The sequence below is a fragment of the Micromonospora sp. WMMD987 genome (genome assembly GCF_029581435.1).
Taxonomy (GTDB): domain Bacteria; phylum Actinomycetota; class Actinomycetes; order Mycobacteriales; family Micromonosporaceae; genus Micromonospora; species Micromonospora rifamycinica.
Map to the genome: position 1 here is coordinate 5,085,330 of NZ_CP120861.1, position 14,443 is coordinate 5,099,772.

Below are 14,443 nucleotides of genomic sequence, written 5' to 3' on the forward strand. Positions count from 1 at the left end.
CGATTCCACGAACACGGTGGTCCGTCACGGCCGTGGGAGGCAGCACATTACTCGTTGCGAATGCGGCCGGCGATTCACATTCGCCCGCTCGACCGGCGTGCCGGCCCATTGTCGGATATCCGTCCGAGCGCGCCGGTGCCCGCCGGGTCCGGCAACGGCGAGCCGGCGGATCAGACAGCGACAAGGAGCACGGCGACGCGGCGGGGCAGCGAGCGGTAAGGACCGGCGAGTCGGCGGATCAGAGGGCGGCGAGGAGCGCGGCGGGACGCCGGATCAGACCATGCCGGGGCGCAGCGGATCGCCGGATCAGCCCGTGGCGAGCAGGGCGGCGAGTCGGCGTACCGCGGGGTTGGTGGTGTCGGTCCGCCAGGCGAGGGCCACGTCGACGGTCGGCACCGGGGCGGCGAAGCGCCGCAGGCGTACCCCCGGCACCTTCAGGGCGCGGGCCCGGCCGGCGGGCACGGCCGCGACCACGTCACCGTCGGCCACCGCGCGCAGCAGCTGCTCGTCGTCGGGTTCCTGCCGGACCAGGTGGAAACCGCCGTCGGGCCAGACCTGGGCGATGGTGCGGTCGAACATGCCGGGGCCGTTCTCCCGGGGCCACATCACCGCGGGCAGGCCGGCCACCTCGGCCCGGCGCACCCGGCCACGACCGCCCGCGAGCGGATGCTCCGCCGGCACCGCGAACAACAGCTCCTCCCGGTCGACGGTACGGCAGGTCAGGCCCGCCTCCGGCAACGGCGGACGGACGAAGGCGACGTCGAGCCGGCCGGTGAGCAGCCCGGTCACGTTCGGTGCCGTCCAGCCGGTCTCGGGGACCACCTCCACCTCGGGATGGGCCGCCCGGAACCGGGCCACCAACGCGTCGACCCGACCGCCCCGGGCCGACCGGGTGTACGCCAGCCGCAGCCGGCCGCCGCGCCCACCGACCAGGTCGCGGATCCGGGCGGTCGCGGCGTCCACCTCGGCGAGCAACCGACGGGCCTCCCCGGCCACCTGCGCGCCCACCCCGGTCAGCGTGCAGCCGTGGCTGTCGCGGTGCAGCAGGGTCACCCCGAGCTGCCGTTCGAGGGCACGGATCTGCTGGCTGAGCGCCGGTTGGGCGATCCGCAGCCGGGCCGCGGCCCGGGTGAAGTGCAACTCCTCGGCGAGCACCACGAAGTACCGCCACCGGCGCAGGTCCCCGCCGTCGGGTGCCGGCTGCCGCCCGGCCGGGTCGCCCGGCAGCCGACCATGCGCCGGCATGTCCCGATCCGGCCGGTCCCGATCCGGCCGGTCCCGATCCGGCCAGGCCCGCTCCGGCCAGGCCCGCTCCGGCCAGGCCCGCTCCGGCCGGGCCGGGCCGCCGGTCGGTGAGGTCCCCATCCCGGTAACGATAAGTGCGGCTTATCGCCGGCCGTCGGTTCTGTCTTGGACCGGACCGTCGGCCCGGGGAGACGATCCAGGTCCGGCCGCTCGGTCCGGGGCGGCACCGACGGGGAGGTCGACGATGGGGATGAAGGTACTCGTGGTCGGGGGCGGGATCATCGGGTTGACGGCGGCGGTGCGGCTGCGGGAGCGGGGTGCCCGGGTGACCCTGCTGACGGCCGACCCGCCCGACGACACGGTGTCGGCGGTGGCTGCCGCCGTCTGGTATCCCAGCCACACCGAAGTCGATCCCCGCGTGCTGCGCTGGGCCACCGAGACCCACGCGGAGCTGAGCTGGCAGGCCGCCACCGGGGTGCCGGGGGTGGTGGCCCGGCCGACCCGGATGCTGCTGCGCCGGCCGGGGGGTGGTCCGCCGTGGTGGGCGGCGGCCACCGGCGACCTGGTCGCCGAACCGGGCTCCGGGCCGTACACGACGGAGTTGCGGTTCACCGCGCCGACAGTGGAGATGTCGCCGTACCTGGGCTGGCTGCGGGACCGGTTCACGGCCGCCGGCGGGGTGGTCAGGACCGGCCGGCTGGACCGGCTCGCCGACGGTTTCGCCCTCGCCCCCACCGTGGTCAACGCCACCGGGCTGGCCGCCGGCCGGCTCGCCGACGATCCGGCCGTGCACCCGGTACGCGGGCACCTGGTGCTGGTGGCGAACCCCGGCCTGACCACCTCGGTACGCGACGAGGAGAACCCGGCCGGCATCACCTACGTGCACCCGCGCCGGCACGACGTGGTGCTCGGCGGCACCTTCGAGCCTGGCGAGTGGGACACCGGCCCGGATCCGGCCACCTCGGCGGCGATCCGGGACCGGTGCGTGGCGCTGGTGCCGGAGCTGGCCGATGCTCCGGTGCTCGGGGTGCGGGTGGGGCTGCGCCCGGCCCGGCACGGTGGGCCGAGGGTGGCGGTGCAGGCCGGTTCGACGCCGGGACGGCGGCTGGTGCACGCGTACGGTCACGGGGGCGCGGGGGTGACCCTGGCCTGGGGTTGCGCGGACGAGGTGGCCCGGCTGGCGCTGGACGGCTGACCGGCCGGGCGGGGTGCGACCCGGCCCCGCCCCACCAGGTGGGGACCGTGGGGCGGGGCCGGGTGCCGGGGCGGAGGACGGTCCACCGCCCTCCCCCACGTCACCGGCGTTCGTAGAAGGTGATGCTCACGCCGCCCGGGGCGGAACCCGGGTCGGAACTCAGCCAGCTGTTGGCGTTGAGGAAGGCGTACGGGCCGGCAGCGCGGGCCTCGAAGGTCGGCACCAGCCGGCCGAACGCCCCGCAGTTGCGGACCAGGATCAGCTCCCGGTCGTTGGTGGACAGCACGTACCGGGCGTCCAGTGTGCTGGTCGCGCCGATGAGCTGGTAGTCCGCGCCGCCAGGCAGGACGGTGCCGGTCACCCGGCCGGTCACCGTACCGCCGGTGATGGGGATGATGTTGCGGGTGCCGCGCTTGCTGGCCCCGACCGAGACGCTGGCCCCGAGTGTGACGGTCTCGGTGAACACCGCCGCGCCCCGGCTGCCGCTGCCGGTCAGGCAGTCCCACGGCTGGTTGGCCGCCCCGGCCGGGTCGCGTAGCTGCACGCGCGGGTCGGCCGGGGACACCCCGGCGACGTCGTAGACGGCCAGGCTCAGGGTGTTCGTCGCGGTGTCGACCGTCCGGGTGCCGACGTAGGTGCCGGTGTTCAACCAGGCGTACGGGCTGGAGTTCGGGGCCTCGAAGTCGGGCACGATCCGGACGGTGGCGTCGCCGGCCGGCGCCACACCGCAGGTGCGCAGGTAGATCGGGGTGCCGTCGGTGGTGCGCAGGATGGCGACCTGCTCCAGCTCGGTCGCGCCGTTGCTCAGGGTGAGTTCGAGGTCGAGGGCACCGGTGAGGATGCTGCCGTTGATCCGGTCCCCGGTGACCGTGCCGCCCCGGATGTCGAGGATCCGGCGGTGGCCGTACGGCGTGACGCCGACGTCGCGGATCGCGCCGAGCTGGGCGGCGGCACGGAAGACCAGTCGGCCACGGGTCGGGGGCACGATGCCGGTGGACCGGCCGCAGTTCCAGGACGGGTCGGGCACGATGGTCGCCTCCGCGCCGCTCGGGGTGGTGCTCGGGGTGGGTGGCGGTGGCGTGGTCGGCGGTGGTGTGGTCGGTGGCGGCGTGGTGGGGGGCGGGGTGGTCGGAGGCGGGGTTCCCGGGGTGGGCGTGGTCGGCGTCGGCGTGGTGGTGCTGCCGGTGCAGGGGGTGCCGTTGAGCGCGAAGTCGGTCGGCTGCGGGTTGCTGGCGTTGTTCCACGAGCCGTTGAAGCCGAACGAGGTGCTCGCCCCGGTGCCGAGCGCGGCGTTCCAGGTGGTGTTGCCGACGGTGACCCGGCCGCCGTTCTGGCTGGCGGTGCCGTTCCAGTACTGGGTGATCTGCTGCCCGGCGGTGAACGACCAGGTGAGCTGCCAGCCGTTGAGCGGGTCGCCGAGGTTGGTGACCGCGACGTTGGCCCCGAAGCCGCCGCTCCACTGGCTGGTGACGGTGTAGGTCACCCGGCAGCCGGTGGCGGCGGAGGCCGAGCTGGCGACGCCGACGACGCCGACCAGGGTGGTGGCGGCGAGCGCTCCCACGAGCAGGGGCCGAGAGTGTACGAGCCTCATCTGTCCTCCCGGATCGACAGTGCCACGCCTGCACGCACGGTTATGTTTCAACCAGTGTCCCGATCGGACAAACTTCTGTCAATCGATGTATCTCGATTAAGCTGCGGCGATTGCCCCTCCGGACACCCGGCGGCGCGGGTCGCGGCGAAGGGACGGTTCGGGAGGCGGGAACCCGCGCGGGGTGGTTCTGAGCTGGACCCGGGGGCTCGGCCAGTGCCGCTGGTTGATCGGGAGGCGGTGCCGGTAGCGGCAGGGCAGCTCGTTGCCGCACCGGCAGACGAACCGCCACCGCCGCCACGACCACGCCGGCCGGTGCCGCCGCGCCGACGTCATCGCCGTGGCCAGCAGATGCTCGCGGTAGGTCACTCGTCGTGACATGCCGACACGGCCCCTCGTGGCGATTCAGTCAGCCGGCAATAGCCGATCGGAAAGCAAACGGCTCGCTACCGTCGGCGACATGAGTCGCGACCCGGTGCTGCTGATGGGTTCCTACGAGATCGCCCAACGGATGGGTGTCTCGCGGCAGCGGTTCCAGCAGCTCACCCGGCATCCCACCTTCCCGAGGCCCTACCAGGAGCTACGCGGCATGAAGGTGTGGCTGGCCGTGGACGTCGAAGAGTGGATCAGGAAGCACCGCCCGCCGCGCCCCACCGAGGACGATGCCCCGGAGTAACCGGCCGCACCTCGGCACACGTCCATTCGTGGCCGGTACCCCCGACGTACGCGCCACAGCCGGATCTTGGCGTGAGCGGGTCGGACGCCGACGGCAACGTCCCCGCCGTCGGAGGTCAGCAGTGATTGTGGAGAGTTCTTGTCGTCAGGGCGACAAGAACTCTCCACAAAATAGACCGAGGGTCGGCCTTCCGGCGACGAGACGAACCGCGCGCGTACGGCGGAACAGCGTGTCGCGGGGTGGCCCGTCTCGGCAGAGCGGTGTCGGAGCTGGGCGTTGCGCAGTTCCTGTTTGCCGGCTTCGACTCCCCTGTTCCCCGCCGGCCCGTTCGACGTGCTCGACGCGGATGTCCTCCCGTCGCACGGAGCAGGTGGTCACCCTTCGCTCCTCCAGGCATGTCCCGTACCGGTGTCCGCGTCGATGAGCCGGTCTCACGCCAGGCCATGGACGCGGCCCGGCGGGGCGGGATCGAATCCTGCCCGGCTGCCGTGTCGGCGGCTGCGCCGCGCCGCCAGCAACCCCCGCCAGCCGCCCGATCGAGCATTTAATTGACTGGTTCGGATCAGTCAGCAAGCGGTGTCGGCGGAAAAGGGCTACGACATCGCGATCCTGCACCTCGCCGGGCCGGTCAAGCACACGGGGTGGTCCCGGGATGCGCGGGATCGGCCCGACCGGCGTTTACGCCTCACCACCGGGAGCGCTGCGGAAGCAGCGGCCAGCCGGGCAGCTCCACGCATATGCAATGCCGATGACCGGTCCGACCGGTTACCCGCGTGCCCGGTGGCGGATCTTGATGTCGTCGAGGTCGGTCGCCACCGACCGGAGATCACGGTGGTCGGCACCGAGGTCCGCGACGGCGGCTGCGGCCAGCGCTTCCGCCCGGCCGATCACGACCGCTTCCCCGTCCTCCTCGGTGGCCGGGATCAGGCAGCGGAACGTGAACGCGAGCAGGGACCGCTCGTAGGTCACCGTGCCCTCCTCGGTGAACTTCGCTCCGAACACCTCGTGCTCGTCCGCTCTGGCGAGCAGCGCGGCACGCTGCGCGTCATCGAGCGGCGCGAACCTGCCGCGCACGATGACCTGGTAGGTCTTAGCGGCCATGGTGTGGACCTCCGGCTCCTACTGAGCGCGACGACATCGGAAGGGCGGCAGGCTGGTGCGCGGGGAATGCGGCAGGTGACGGTTACCGCTCACCGGCCGACCGCCAGGGTGCGCTGGTGACCGTACCCGGCGGGCCACCGGAACGCGCGGCTTTTCCCAGCAGCGCACCCCTCCGAAGACGACACCCCGACGCCACCGGCGCACCACACGTTCGATCGTGCCGACACGAACGGCACACGGGAGCGCCACGGGTCGAAGGTGAACGGATCCCCGTCGGGCTCAGCCTGCCGCCAGGACCACCGCCTCCCTCGACCCTCAGCCGGCGGTGACGACCGATGCGGCGACGACACGTGCGGCGTCCGCGCCGAACCGCTCCACGTCCACCAGTACGTCGACCGCCAGGCCCGGCCCCACCAGCCAGAACGCCTCACCGTCACCGACGAGTCCGGTCCCCTGACCGTGGTCGAACCCGGTCAGCGGCCCGTCGGCGGGATCGCGTTCGTGGTATTCGGCCAGGTAGTCGCGCAGCTCCGCCAGGTCGGTAAGCCGGTCCCCGCGTAGCACGTGCACCCGCAGGTCCACCTGGTAACCGTCCTCGACCGCACGTTCCCAGACCCGGGTGGCGAAGGTGACGTCCTCCCACTCGGACGCGAAATCCGACACCAGGTCGCCCGCCACGGCCGGCACCCACCCGACGTGGAACCCGTCCAGCTCGCCGCCGTCGCGCCCACCCGGCCCGGTCGTCGCCATCACACCATCTCCTCCACCCTGTCCGGTCGGTGCACCAGCACCGTTCGATGAGCCGTCCACGATAGAGGGTCGGACACGGCGGTCGGGGGACGACGAGGTGCGGCCCGGAGCGCCGGCGACCCCGGGTGGTCGGGGCCGCCGGCGCGGTGTCCGCCCGGATCAGCGGGGCAGCCGGCGCAGGAACACGTCGGTCACGCCGTTGGTGTCGCCGGGGACCAGGTTCGTGGCCGCCGAGGCGAAGGCGACCCGGCGGCCGTCCCGGGTGACCACCCCGTATTCGCTGCCGCCGTCGGCCTGCCCGCCGTCGGCCGTCAGGCTGGCCCGGACGGTCGTGCCGGCGCGCAGGTCCCGCAGGAACACGTCGGACGCGCCGTTGGTGTCGCCCGCCACCAGGTCGGTGGCATCGGAGGCGAAGACGACGTACCGGCCGTCGGCGCTCAGCACCGGGCCGTAGCTGCCGCCGCCGGCCTGGCCGCCGCCGGCCGTCGAGCTGGCCCGGACGGTGGTGCCGGCGCGCAGGTCGCGGACGTACACGTCGGTCACGCCGTTGGTGTCGTCGGGGGCCAGGGCCGCATCGGAGACGAACGCCACGAACCGGCCGTCCGCGCTCATCGTCGGCGAGACGGCGGGCGCGTCCGCCTGGACGCCGGTGGCGGACAGGTTCACCCGCCGGAGGCTGCCGGTACGCAGGTCACGGAGGAACACGTCGGCCACGCCGTTGGTGTCGCCGGGGACCAGTGCCGCCTCGGAGACGAACGCCACGAACCGGCCGTCCGCGCTGATCGCCGGTGCGTCCGACGGTGCGTCGGCGTTCGCGCCGCTGACCCGGACGGTCGTGCCCGCCAGCCGGTCACGCAGGAAGACGTCGGCGACGCCGTTGGTGTCACCCGGCACCAGGTCGGTGGCGTCGGAGACGAACGCCACGAACCGGGCGTCGGCGCTGATGACCGGTGCGTAGCTGCGGCCATCGGCCTGGGCGTCGCCGTCGGTCAGGGTCACCCGGCTGGTGACGCCGGTCCGGCGGTCGTGGACGAAACCGTCGTACGCCCCGTTGGTGTCGCCGGGCACCAGGTTGCCGGCGTCGGAGGTGAAGGAGACGTACCGGCCGTCCGGGCTCAGCGCCTGGCCGTGGCTGGAGCTGTCGCCGGGAGTCCCCGTGGTCGACCGGCTGACCCGGGCCGTGGTGCCGGTCCGGCGGTCGTGGACGAACACGTCCCAGGTGTCGTTGGTGTCGTCCGGTGCCAGGTTCGGCGCGGCGGAGGTGAAGGAGACGTACCGGCCGTCCGCGCTCATCCCGAAGGGCTCGCTGCGGTACTCGACGGCCTGGCCGCCGACGCTGTCCACGCTGATCCGGGTGGTGGCCGGCGGTGCGGCGGCGGAGGCGGCAGGGGTGATGCCGGCGGCGAGACCGCCGAGCAGGGTCAGGCCGGCGGCGGCGGTGCCGACCGGGCGGTGCAGGCGAAGCAGGACGGTCCTGCGTCGCGCGGCGGGTGTCTGGAGTCGGGTCGTCATACCTGGTTGGTTGCCGGCCGCGCCGGGACCGTTCGCCCGGGTCCGCTACCCGACACCCGACCGCCGGGCGACGGTGGCCGTGGCACCCTGCCGGGCGACGGTGGCCGCGGCACCCTGCCGGGCGCGACTGCGCCGTGTGGCCCGGGACGGACGCGGCCCGCCCGCAGCCGCGGGGATGTTTCCCCGGGCTGCGGGCGGGCGCGGTGCCGGTCAGTAGTCGTGCAGGGAGGAGACCCGGTTGTCCCAGGCGGAACCGAAGTTCTTGCCGCCGACGTACGGCTCGGAGTGCCGGAAGTCGCCGGAGTAGCCGGGCAGGTCCCAGAAGTCCCAGTGGTGACCGCTGTTGTTGTAGAAGCTCTCAATGTTGTTGTTCATACCGGTCGGGCCGTTGCTGTCGCCCAGGTCACCGTCACCGACGGCGAAGGACGCCATGGTGCCGGAGCCGTTGGGGCCGGTGAACACACACATCCTGAACTGCGGGCAACGGTTGTAACCCGTCGCCGCCTGGGCGGGCATGGCGCTGACGCCCACCAGCGCCGCCGCCATCGACGCGGCGGCGATGACTTTCCTCAATGGCATAGGGCTCTCGTCTCATCGTGAACACGGCGGGGCACGTCGGTCGAGGTGACCCCGGCCGTCCCTCCCCTGTGGTCGTCCGCTCCGGGCAGGCGTCCCCGCCGCGAGCGTCCGACCGTGGTGGGGGCCGACGCCCGTCAGCATCGCAGATCCACTCCAGTACCGCCGGGTGAGCGACCTCCGGGCCGGTCCATCCAGGACGGTCAGCCCAGGAAGCGGGCGAGCAGCAGGACGACACAGTACGTCGACGGCAGCAGCAGGGCGCAGATCACGAAACCGAGCGGGGCGAACCGGGACGTGTCGGCACCGGCCAGGGCCGGTCGTCCCCAGCGCCCGAGTACCAGCCAACCGGTGACGAAGGAGATCAACGGCAGCCCGGCGCAGGTCAACGCGCCGAGGGTCACGCCGTCGACCAGGCCGGAGCCGTTGGCGACCACCAGCGCCAGCATGGCCAGCGCGCCGACGGCGGCACAGCTCACGTAGACGGCGACCGCGCGGGCCGTCGGCGACCAGGTGGGCAGCAGCGCGGGCCGCCGGGCCAGCGCCTCGGCCTGCCCGCCCAGCCGGTCCGCCTCGTCGACCAGGCGGCGGGCCTGCGCCAGCGCGACCGCCGGATCGCCGTCCACGTCGCCGTCCGTACCGGCGGTCGCGACGCCGTCCGTACCGGCGGCGGACGCCGGACCGGAGCCGGGAGCACGGTCAGCCGCCGGGCTCGGCGGGACGATCGCCGGACCGGAGCCGGGAGCACGGCCAGCCACCGGGCTCGGCGGGACGGCGGCGACCGGGGGCAGGCCGGCCGCCGTGGCGAGCTGGTCGAGGCGCTGCTCCTGGGCGTCCAGCCGCTGGCCCACCTGGTCGACCCCGGCGCGCAGGGCACGTCGGCGTTCCGCCTCGGCGGCGGCGCCCCGCTCCCCCTCCCGGGTCCGGGCGGAGAACTGCCGGACGGTCGCCGCGTACTCGTCGTAGTCGGCCACTCAGCGCTCCTCCCCCGGCTGGTGACCGGCGTGGGCGGACCCGGTCCGACGCTGCCCGGGCAGCGGGTCGGCCGGGGGCCCGGCGGTGTCCCGGCGCACCCGCGCGCCCAGCCGGTCGGCCAGCGCGCGGACGGCCGAGGCGGGCGGATCGTCGTCGAGCAGCACCGGTACGGCCAACCCGGTGCCGTCGTCGCTGAACGGCTGCCCCGGCGGGTCGCCGATGCGGGCGTAGCGTTCGTCGAGACGTACCTCGGTGGTGCCGCCCAGCGCGGGTGCGGCCCGGCCGGGCGGGGTCACCGCGCGCCCGGCGAACAGCACGCACACCCCGGCGGTCGGCCCGGCGTGGGTGAGCGCGGCGAGCCGGGCCAGCTCCCGTGGGCCGGGCGCGGACGCGGCCACCACCAGCAGCAGCTCCGCCGCCCGCCCACCGACCCCACCGCCGTCCGGCCCCGTGCCGCCCGACCCGGCGCCGACCGGCCCAGCGCCGACCGATGCCGCACCGACCGGTCCCGTGCCCTCCGATGCCGTGCGATCCGATGCCGCGCCACCCGACCCCGTGCCCGCCTGGCGGGCGGCGCGGGCGTGTGCCTCGGCGGCGTCCAGCAGCACGCCGATCTCCGCCCCGTTGGTGGCCACAGCGCCGAGCACCCCGACGTCCCGCAACGGGCGCAGCGGGAGGAAGGTGGCCCCCCAGGCGGCCGGGTCGATGCCGACCACCCGCACGGTGCCCGGCGCGGCCGTGCTGAGCAGCCGCAGCACCAGCACCCGCAGCAGCACCGCCACCCGGGGATCGCGGGCGTCGCCGTCGACCGCCAGGTGCCGGCCGGCACCCAACGGCAGCAGCAACGGGAACCGGCCGTACGCGGTGGACGCCTCCCCGATGCGCACCGGCGCCGGCGCACCGGACGCCGACGGGGCGGCCAGGGTGTTGGCCAGCCGGGCCAGCCGGGCGACCAGGTCGGCGGTGGGTTCCGGGACGGGCTGCCGGGACAGCCGGGCCAGCGCCGCGCCGGCCGCCGCCCACCGCTGCCGGGCCTGCCGGTGCACGGCGACCGCCTGCCCGTACGCGGACGCGAGCCTGCCCACCCACTGCCCCCCCACCGACGCGCGGACGAAACCAGGGAACCCTAACGCCCCGCCGGGTCACGACGCACGGCCCGCCGCCGGTCAGACCGGCCGGCAGCCCGGATCCGGCCCGCCGTCGGCGGCACCGCAGTGGAACACCTCGACCGGTTCGGCATCGACGTCCGGCACCCGGGCCACCCGCAGCAGCGCCAGCCGCTTGGCGACCGGCTCGCCCGAGTCGGGGGCGTACCGGATCACCCCGGCCACCCCCGGGTAGCCGGCGGCGGCGTTCTGGCGCAGCACCTCGGCGTGCACGCCGACCGGGTTGACCGCGTGCGGATCCCAGCGCCGGCTGGTGTCGGCGTGCCGCAGCCGGGCGGCCAGGCTCTCCACCGCCCGCACCATCATCATCGCCGCGTCGTAGGCGAGGCTGACCCGCTCGCCGACCGGTACGCCGGCACCGTCGCGGCAGCGCGGCGGGTCGAGCAGGTCGGCCGAGCCGACCCAGTTCAGGAAGCTGCCCCGGGCGTCGTCCCCGGCGGCCTGCGCGGCCCGCAGCACGGCACAGGTGGCCAGCGCCGCCTTCGACACGTACGTCACCGGCAGGTTGCCCGGGGCGTTGACCCGCAACCCCGGGTTGGCCATGTACCGGTTGACCGAGTCGTCGCCGACCAGGTGCCGTGGCGGGTTGCCGCCGCACTCCTTCAACGCCCGCAGGAAGCCGTCGAACTCCGACCAGCGGCCGGCGAACACCAGCACACCCTGGTAGCCGCACTCGCTGGTCAACCGTCGCCCGACATCCCACTCGTCGAGCCGGGTCAGCCGGGTGCCGAACCGCTGGCGCAGCCCGTCGACCAGGGTGCCGACGTAGAGATCCTCGGTCAGGGAGCTGCGCTCGCCGGTGGTGTAGTAGACGTGCGCCTCGGTCACCCGCAGCACCTGCCGGGCGTACACCTCGATCATCCGGGCCTGATCGGCGTTCGGCGCGGACACCTGGAGGTAGAGGCTGGAGTTCTGCGACATCCGGTCGGCCGACAGGGTGGGCGCGAGCACCGGCAGCCCGACCCGGTTGAGTTCCCGTAACGCCGAGGCGGTGCTGGCCCGGCTCTCCACCAGCCCCACCACCCCGAGCACGGTCGGATCGTCGTGGGCCAACTCCTCCAGCATGGCCACCGCCGGCCCGGCGTGGCGCATCTGCCGGCCCCCGTTGGCGACCACCACGTGCAGCAGGGCCGCGCCGTCGGCCGCCGCCGACTCCTTGAGCAGCGCGTACTGGGCGGTGGCCAGGCCCTCCAGCTCCTCCCGTTCGGAGACGTACGACTCCTCGTCCGGCCGGGTCCGGTTGCCGGTGAGGGTGCCCAGGTAGACCAGGGTGAGGTAGGGGCGGCGGTGGTCGCTGCGCCGCCACACCTCCTCGGCGGCCCGGTTCTGCGCGAAGATCCGCCGCTGCACCGCCCGCAGCCGCTCCTGGCCGGGTTCGCTGTTGAACACCTGCGCCGCGTGGTCGCTGTAGCCGACGCACTCCTCGGCGATCAACCGCACCCGCACCTGACCGGCCAGCGCCGGATGGCAGTCGGTCGTCCACCGGCTGTCCGCCCACACGCCGACCCCGGCCAGCAGGACCAGCGCCACCGCCGCCGGCAGGAACCGGCGTGACCACCACGGCGGGTCGGGGGCGACCAGCGCGGGCGGGACCGCAGTGGGCGGGGGGGTGTCGTCGTCGGCGTCCGGTCGCAGCACCACCAGCCAGGCGGCGGGCCGCCGCAACCGGCGGGTCTCGGACACCGCCTCGGCCCACTCGTCGCACGCCTTGTCCGCCTCCCGCAGCGGGCGGGTGCCGGGCGTTTCCGGTGGCGGTTCGGCGGCGAGCGCCACGACCAGCAGCGGATCGTTGCGCCCGGTCTCGTTGCGGACGTCGTTGAGCAGCCGGACCAGGGTGTGTCCGACGCCGTCCACGGTCACCCCGTCGAGCAGCAGCACCGGGTACGCGGTACGCCGCCAGTCCCCGGGTCGCCAGACCCGTCGCCGGTACGCCTGCCGCAGATCCTCCAGGAAGGCGTGCAGCAGCAGCTTGTCCACCTGGGCCGGTTGCTCGCCGTCGCGCCACCCGGCGGTGAGGCGTTCGGCGAACCCGAGGAAGGTCACCGACTGGCGGGGGGCCAGGTACTGCTGGCGCATGAACCAGCGGTACCGGCCCCCGACGGCCGGCACCCGGCCGGAGACGGCGATCCGGAACACCACGCTCGGCACCGCGCGGCGCAGCAGCCAGAGCAGCACCTGGAGCGCGGTGCCGACCCCCGACTCCCCACTGACCTGCGGCTCCTCCACGGGACGCCGACCACGCCGGTCGCGCAGCCGACGGACCAGGTTGGCCCGCCCGGTGCCGGCGCCGTCCACGCCCACGTCGAGGGTCTGCTGCATCAGCCAGTCGGCCAGCGGATAGTGCCGGAACCGCAGCCGGGCCGCCCCGAACGCCTCCAGGGACAACTGCCGGTGCAGCTCCCGCAGCAGGGCCGGGACGTCGGCGAGGTCGGGGCGGGCGGCCAGGTCCAGCACGGCGTGCGGCACCTGGCGACCCGCGCCCCGCCCGACGAACCGACGCAGCAGGAGACCCGGGTCGCCGCCGGTGGCCGCCCGGACCAGCCAGAGCACCGGCAGCCGGCGGTCCTCCCGGCGCGGCCGGCGCAGCAGCCGGGTGAGCAGGGCGAGCAGCTCCGCGCCGCCGACCGGGGGGTCGTTCGTGGCGGCCGGCCGGGGCAGCGGCGGGGTCACCGGTTCGCGCATACGGGCACCTCCGCCGTCGTCGGGGAAACCAGAGGGCTCCCATTGTCGACGATGTCGGCAACAGACCGTGCCCGGTGCGGTGCCGCCGGTGACCCCGACCGCACCGGTCAGCGCAGCGCGGCGTCCAACGTGGGCAGGTAGCCGTACCGGTAGCCGTCGGCGTTCGGGTGGTACGCCTCGATGACGCCGCTGACGTCGCGGATCCACGGGGCGGCGGCGCAGACGCCGTGCCCGGTGAAGAACGGGCGGGCGTCGGCGAAGGTGGCCCCGGCCGCCCCGGCCCGCGCGGCGGTGACCGTGGCGAGCACGTCGGCGGCCTCGTTGAGGATGGTCCGCTTGTAGCTGCTCATCGCCAGCACACCGCAGGAGCCGGTCTCGAAGAGCCGGGGGTAGCCGAGCACCACCAGCCGGGCGTTCGGGGCCCGGTCACGGATCGCGGCGTAGGTGGCGTCGAGCCGGCCGGGCAGCGTCGCGGTGGCGAAGCTCTTGGCCTTGTCGACCGCCGCGGTGCAGTTCGCCGTGCTGCCGAACCGGCAACTGGTGATCACGTCGGCGAAGCCGGCGTCGTTGCCGCCGATGGTGATGGTGACCAGGGTGGTGGTGGCACTCAGCGAGCCGACCTGCTTGTCGATCACGTCGGCGGTGACCGCGCCGCCGCAGGCGGGGAAGGCGAAGCTGGTGACCGCGTTGGCGGCGGCCCACAGCGGGGCGTACGACTTCTGGCTGCGCAGGCAGGTGGACAGGTCGTACGGGCCGGCGCCGACGCCGGAGGAGTACGAGTCGCCGAGCGCCACGTAGTGGACGGTGGCGGCCTGGGCGGCGGTGGGGACGAGTACGACACCGACGGCGGTGGCGAACAGGGCGGCCAGCGCGGTGACGGCACGGGCCAGGGCGCGGCGGGGTAGGGCGCGGTGGGGCATGACGATCCTCCAGGGGCAGGAGCGGGGGAGCCTCCGGACCGCGCGCGTGGCCAAGGG

At 74.5% G+C, this 14,443-nt stretch carries 12 protein-coding genes; 2 read left to right on the top strand and 10 right to left on the bottom strand.

All coding sequences use genetic code 11. The features are described from left to right. Positions 1–306: 306 nt before the first annotated feature. The gene (locus O7612_RS21325; protein ID WP_282266878.1) at positions 307–1,365 is read right to left on the bottom strand and encodes a LysR substrate-binding domain-containing protein; all 1,059 of its coding nucleotides are present in this window, start codon (positions 1,363–1,365) and stop codon (positions 307–309) included. Between the two features lie 124 nt (positions 1,366–1,489). Here O7612_RS21325 and O7612_RS21330 point away from each other — a divergent pair, with 124 nt between their 5' ends. Beyond that, positions 1,490–2,440: an FAD-dependent oxidoreductase gene (locus O7612_RS21330; RefSeq protein WP_282266880.1), complete on the top strand. Its 951-nt coding sequence runs from the start codon at positions 1,490–1,492 to the stop codon at positions 2,438–2,440. Positions 2,441–2,540: 100 nt separating this feature from the next. Here the strand turns inward: O7612_RS21330 and O7612_RS21335 are convergent, their stop codons facing one another. Further along, on the bottom strand, positions 2,541–4,031 hold the full coding sequence (locus tag O7612_RS21335; protein WP_282266882.1) for a DUF3237 family protein: 1,491 nt from the start codon (positions 4,029–4,031) through the stop codon (positions 2,541–2,543). Positions 4,032–4,488: 457 nt separating this feature from the next. On the opposite strand from O7612_RS21335, the gene O7612_RS21340 reads away from it, so the two are divergent. Next, positions 4,489–4,704: a hypothetical protein gene (locus O7612_RS21340; protein ID WP_282266884.1), complete on the top strand. Its 216-nt coding sequence runs from the start codon at positions 4,489–4,491 to the stop codon at positions 4,702–4,704. Between the two features lie 765 nt (positions 4,705–5,469). Here O7612_RS21340 and O7612_RS21345 read toward each other — a convergent pair. From O7612_RS21345 to O7612_RS21380, 8 genes are all read right to left on the bottom strand, one after another. After that, on the bottom strand, positions 5,470–5,805 hold the full coding sequence (locus O7612_RS21345) for a DUF6204 family protein (protein ID WP_282266886.1): 336 nt from the start codon (positions 5,803–5,805) through the stop codon (positions 5,470–5,472). A gap of 315 nt (positions 5,806–6,120) precedes the next feature. Next, positions 6,121–6,555, bottom strand: coding sequence for a hypothetical protein (locus tag O7612_RS21350; protein ID WP_282266887.1), 435 nt, complete (start codon positions 6,553–6,555; stop codon positions 6,121–6,123). Between the two features lie 159 nt (positions 6,556–6,714). Beyond that, a complete protein-coding gene (locus O7612_RS21355; protein ID WP_282266889.1) occupies positions 6,715–8,067 on the bottom strand; it encodes a hypothetical protein in 1,353 nt (450 codons plus the stop codon). Between the two features lie 210 nt (positions 8,068–8,277). Next, a complete protein-coding gene (locus O7612_RS21360; RefSeq protein ID WP_282266890.1) occupies positions 8,278–8,646 on the bottom strand; it encodes a peptidase inhibitor family I36 protein in 369 nt (122 codons plus the stop codon). Between the two features lie 200 nt (positions 8,647–8,846). Then, positions 8,847–9,617, bottom strand: coding sequence for a hypothetical protein (locus tag O7612_RS21365; RefSeq protein ID WP_282266891.1), 771 nt, complete (start codon positions 9,615–9,617; stop codon positions 8,847–8,849). After that, the gene (locus tag O7612_RS21370; protein WP_282266892.1) at positions 9,618–10,703 is read right to left on the bottom strand and encodes a hypothetical protein; all 1,086 of its coding nucleotides are present in this window, start codon (positions 10,701–10,703) and stop codon (positions 9,618–9,620) included. Between the two features lie 81 nt (positions 10,704–10,784). After that, positions 10,785–13,466, bottom strand: a complete 2,682-nt coding sequence (locus tag O7612_RS21375; protein ID WP_282266893.1) for a hypothetical protein — start codon at positions 13,464–13,466, stop codon at positions 10,785–10,787. 107 nt (positions 13,467–13,573) lie between these two features. Next, entirely contained in the window at positions 13,574–14,386 is an 813-nt protein-coding gene (locus O7612_RS21380; RefSeq protein WP_282266894.1) for an SGNH/GDSL hydrolase family protein, read from the bottom strand. Positions 14,387–14,443: the final 57 nt, after the last annotated feature.

What these genes read in the sequence shown, in the direction of transcription:
- O7612_RS21375 (WP_282266893.1), bottom strand. Translation starts at nt 13,466, where the DNA reads ATGCGCGAACCGGTGACCCCGCCGCTGCCCCGGCCGGCCGCCACGAAC.
- O7612_RS21355 (WP_282266889.1), bottom strand. Translation starts at nt 8,067, where the DNA reads ATGACGACCCGACTCCAGACACCCGCCGCGCGACGCAGGACCGTCCTG.
- O7612_RS21340 (WP_282266884.1), top strand. Translation starts at nt 4,489, where the DNA reads ATGAGTCGCGACCCGGTGCTGCTGATGGGTTCCTACGAGATCGCCCAA.
- O7612_RS21360 (WP_282266890.1), bottom strand. Translation starts at nt 8,646, where the DNA reads ATGCCATTGAGGAAAGTCATCGCCGCCGCGTCGATGGCGGCGGCGCTG.
- O7612_RS21350 (WP_282266887.1), bottom strand. Translation starts at nt 6,555, where the DNA reads ATGGCGACGACCGGGCCGGGTGGGCGCGACGGCGGCGAGCTGGACGGG.
- O7612_RS21345 (WP_282266886.1), bottom strand. Translation starts at nt 5,805, where the DNA reads ATGGCCGCTAAGACCTACCAGGTCATCGTGCGCGGCAGGTTCGCGCCG.
- O7612_RS21335 (WP_282266882.1), bottom strand. Translation starts at nt 4,031, where the DNA reads ATGAGGCTCGTACACTCTCGGCCCCTGCTCGTGGGAGCGCTCGCCGCC.
- O7612_RS21380 (WP_282266894.1), bottom strand. Translation starts at nt 14,386, where the DNA reads ATGCCCCACCGCGCCCTACCCCGCCGCGCCCTGGCCCGTGCCGTCACC.
- O7612_RS21325 (WP_282266878.1), bottom strand. Translation starts at nt 1,365, where the DNA reads ATGGGGACCTCACCGACCGGCGGCCCGGCCCGGCCGGAGCGGGCCTGG.
- O7612_RS21330 (WP_282266880.1), top strand. Translation starts at nt 1,490, where the DNA reads ATGGGGATGAAGGTACTCGTGGTCGGGGGCGGGATCATCGGGTTGACG.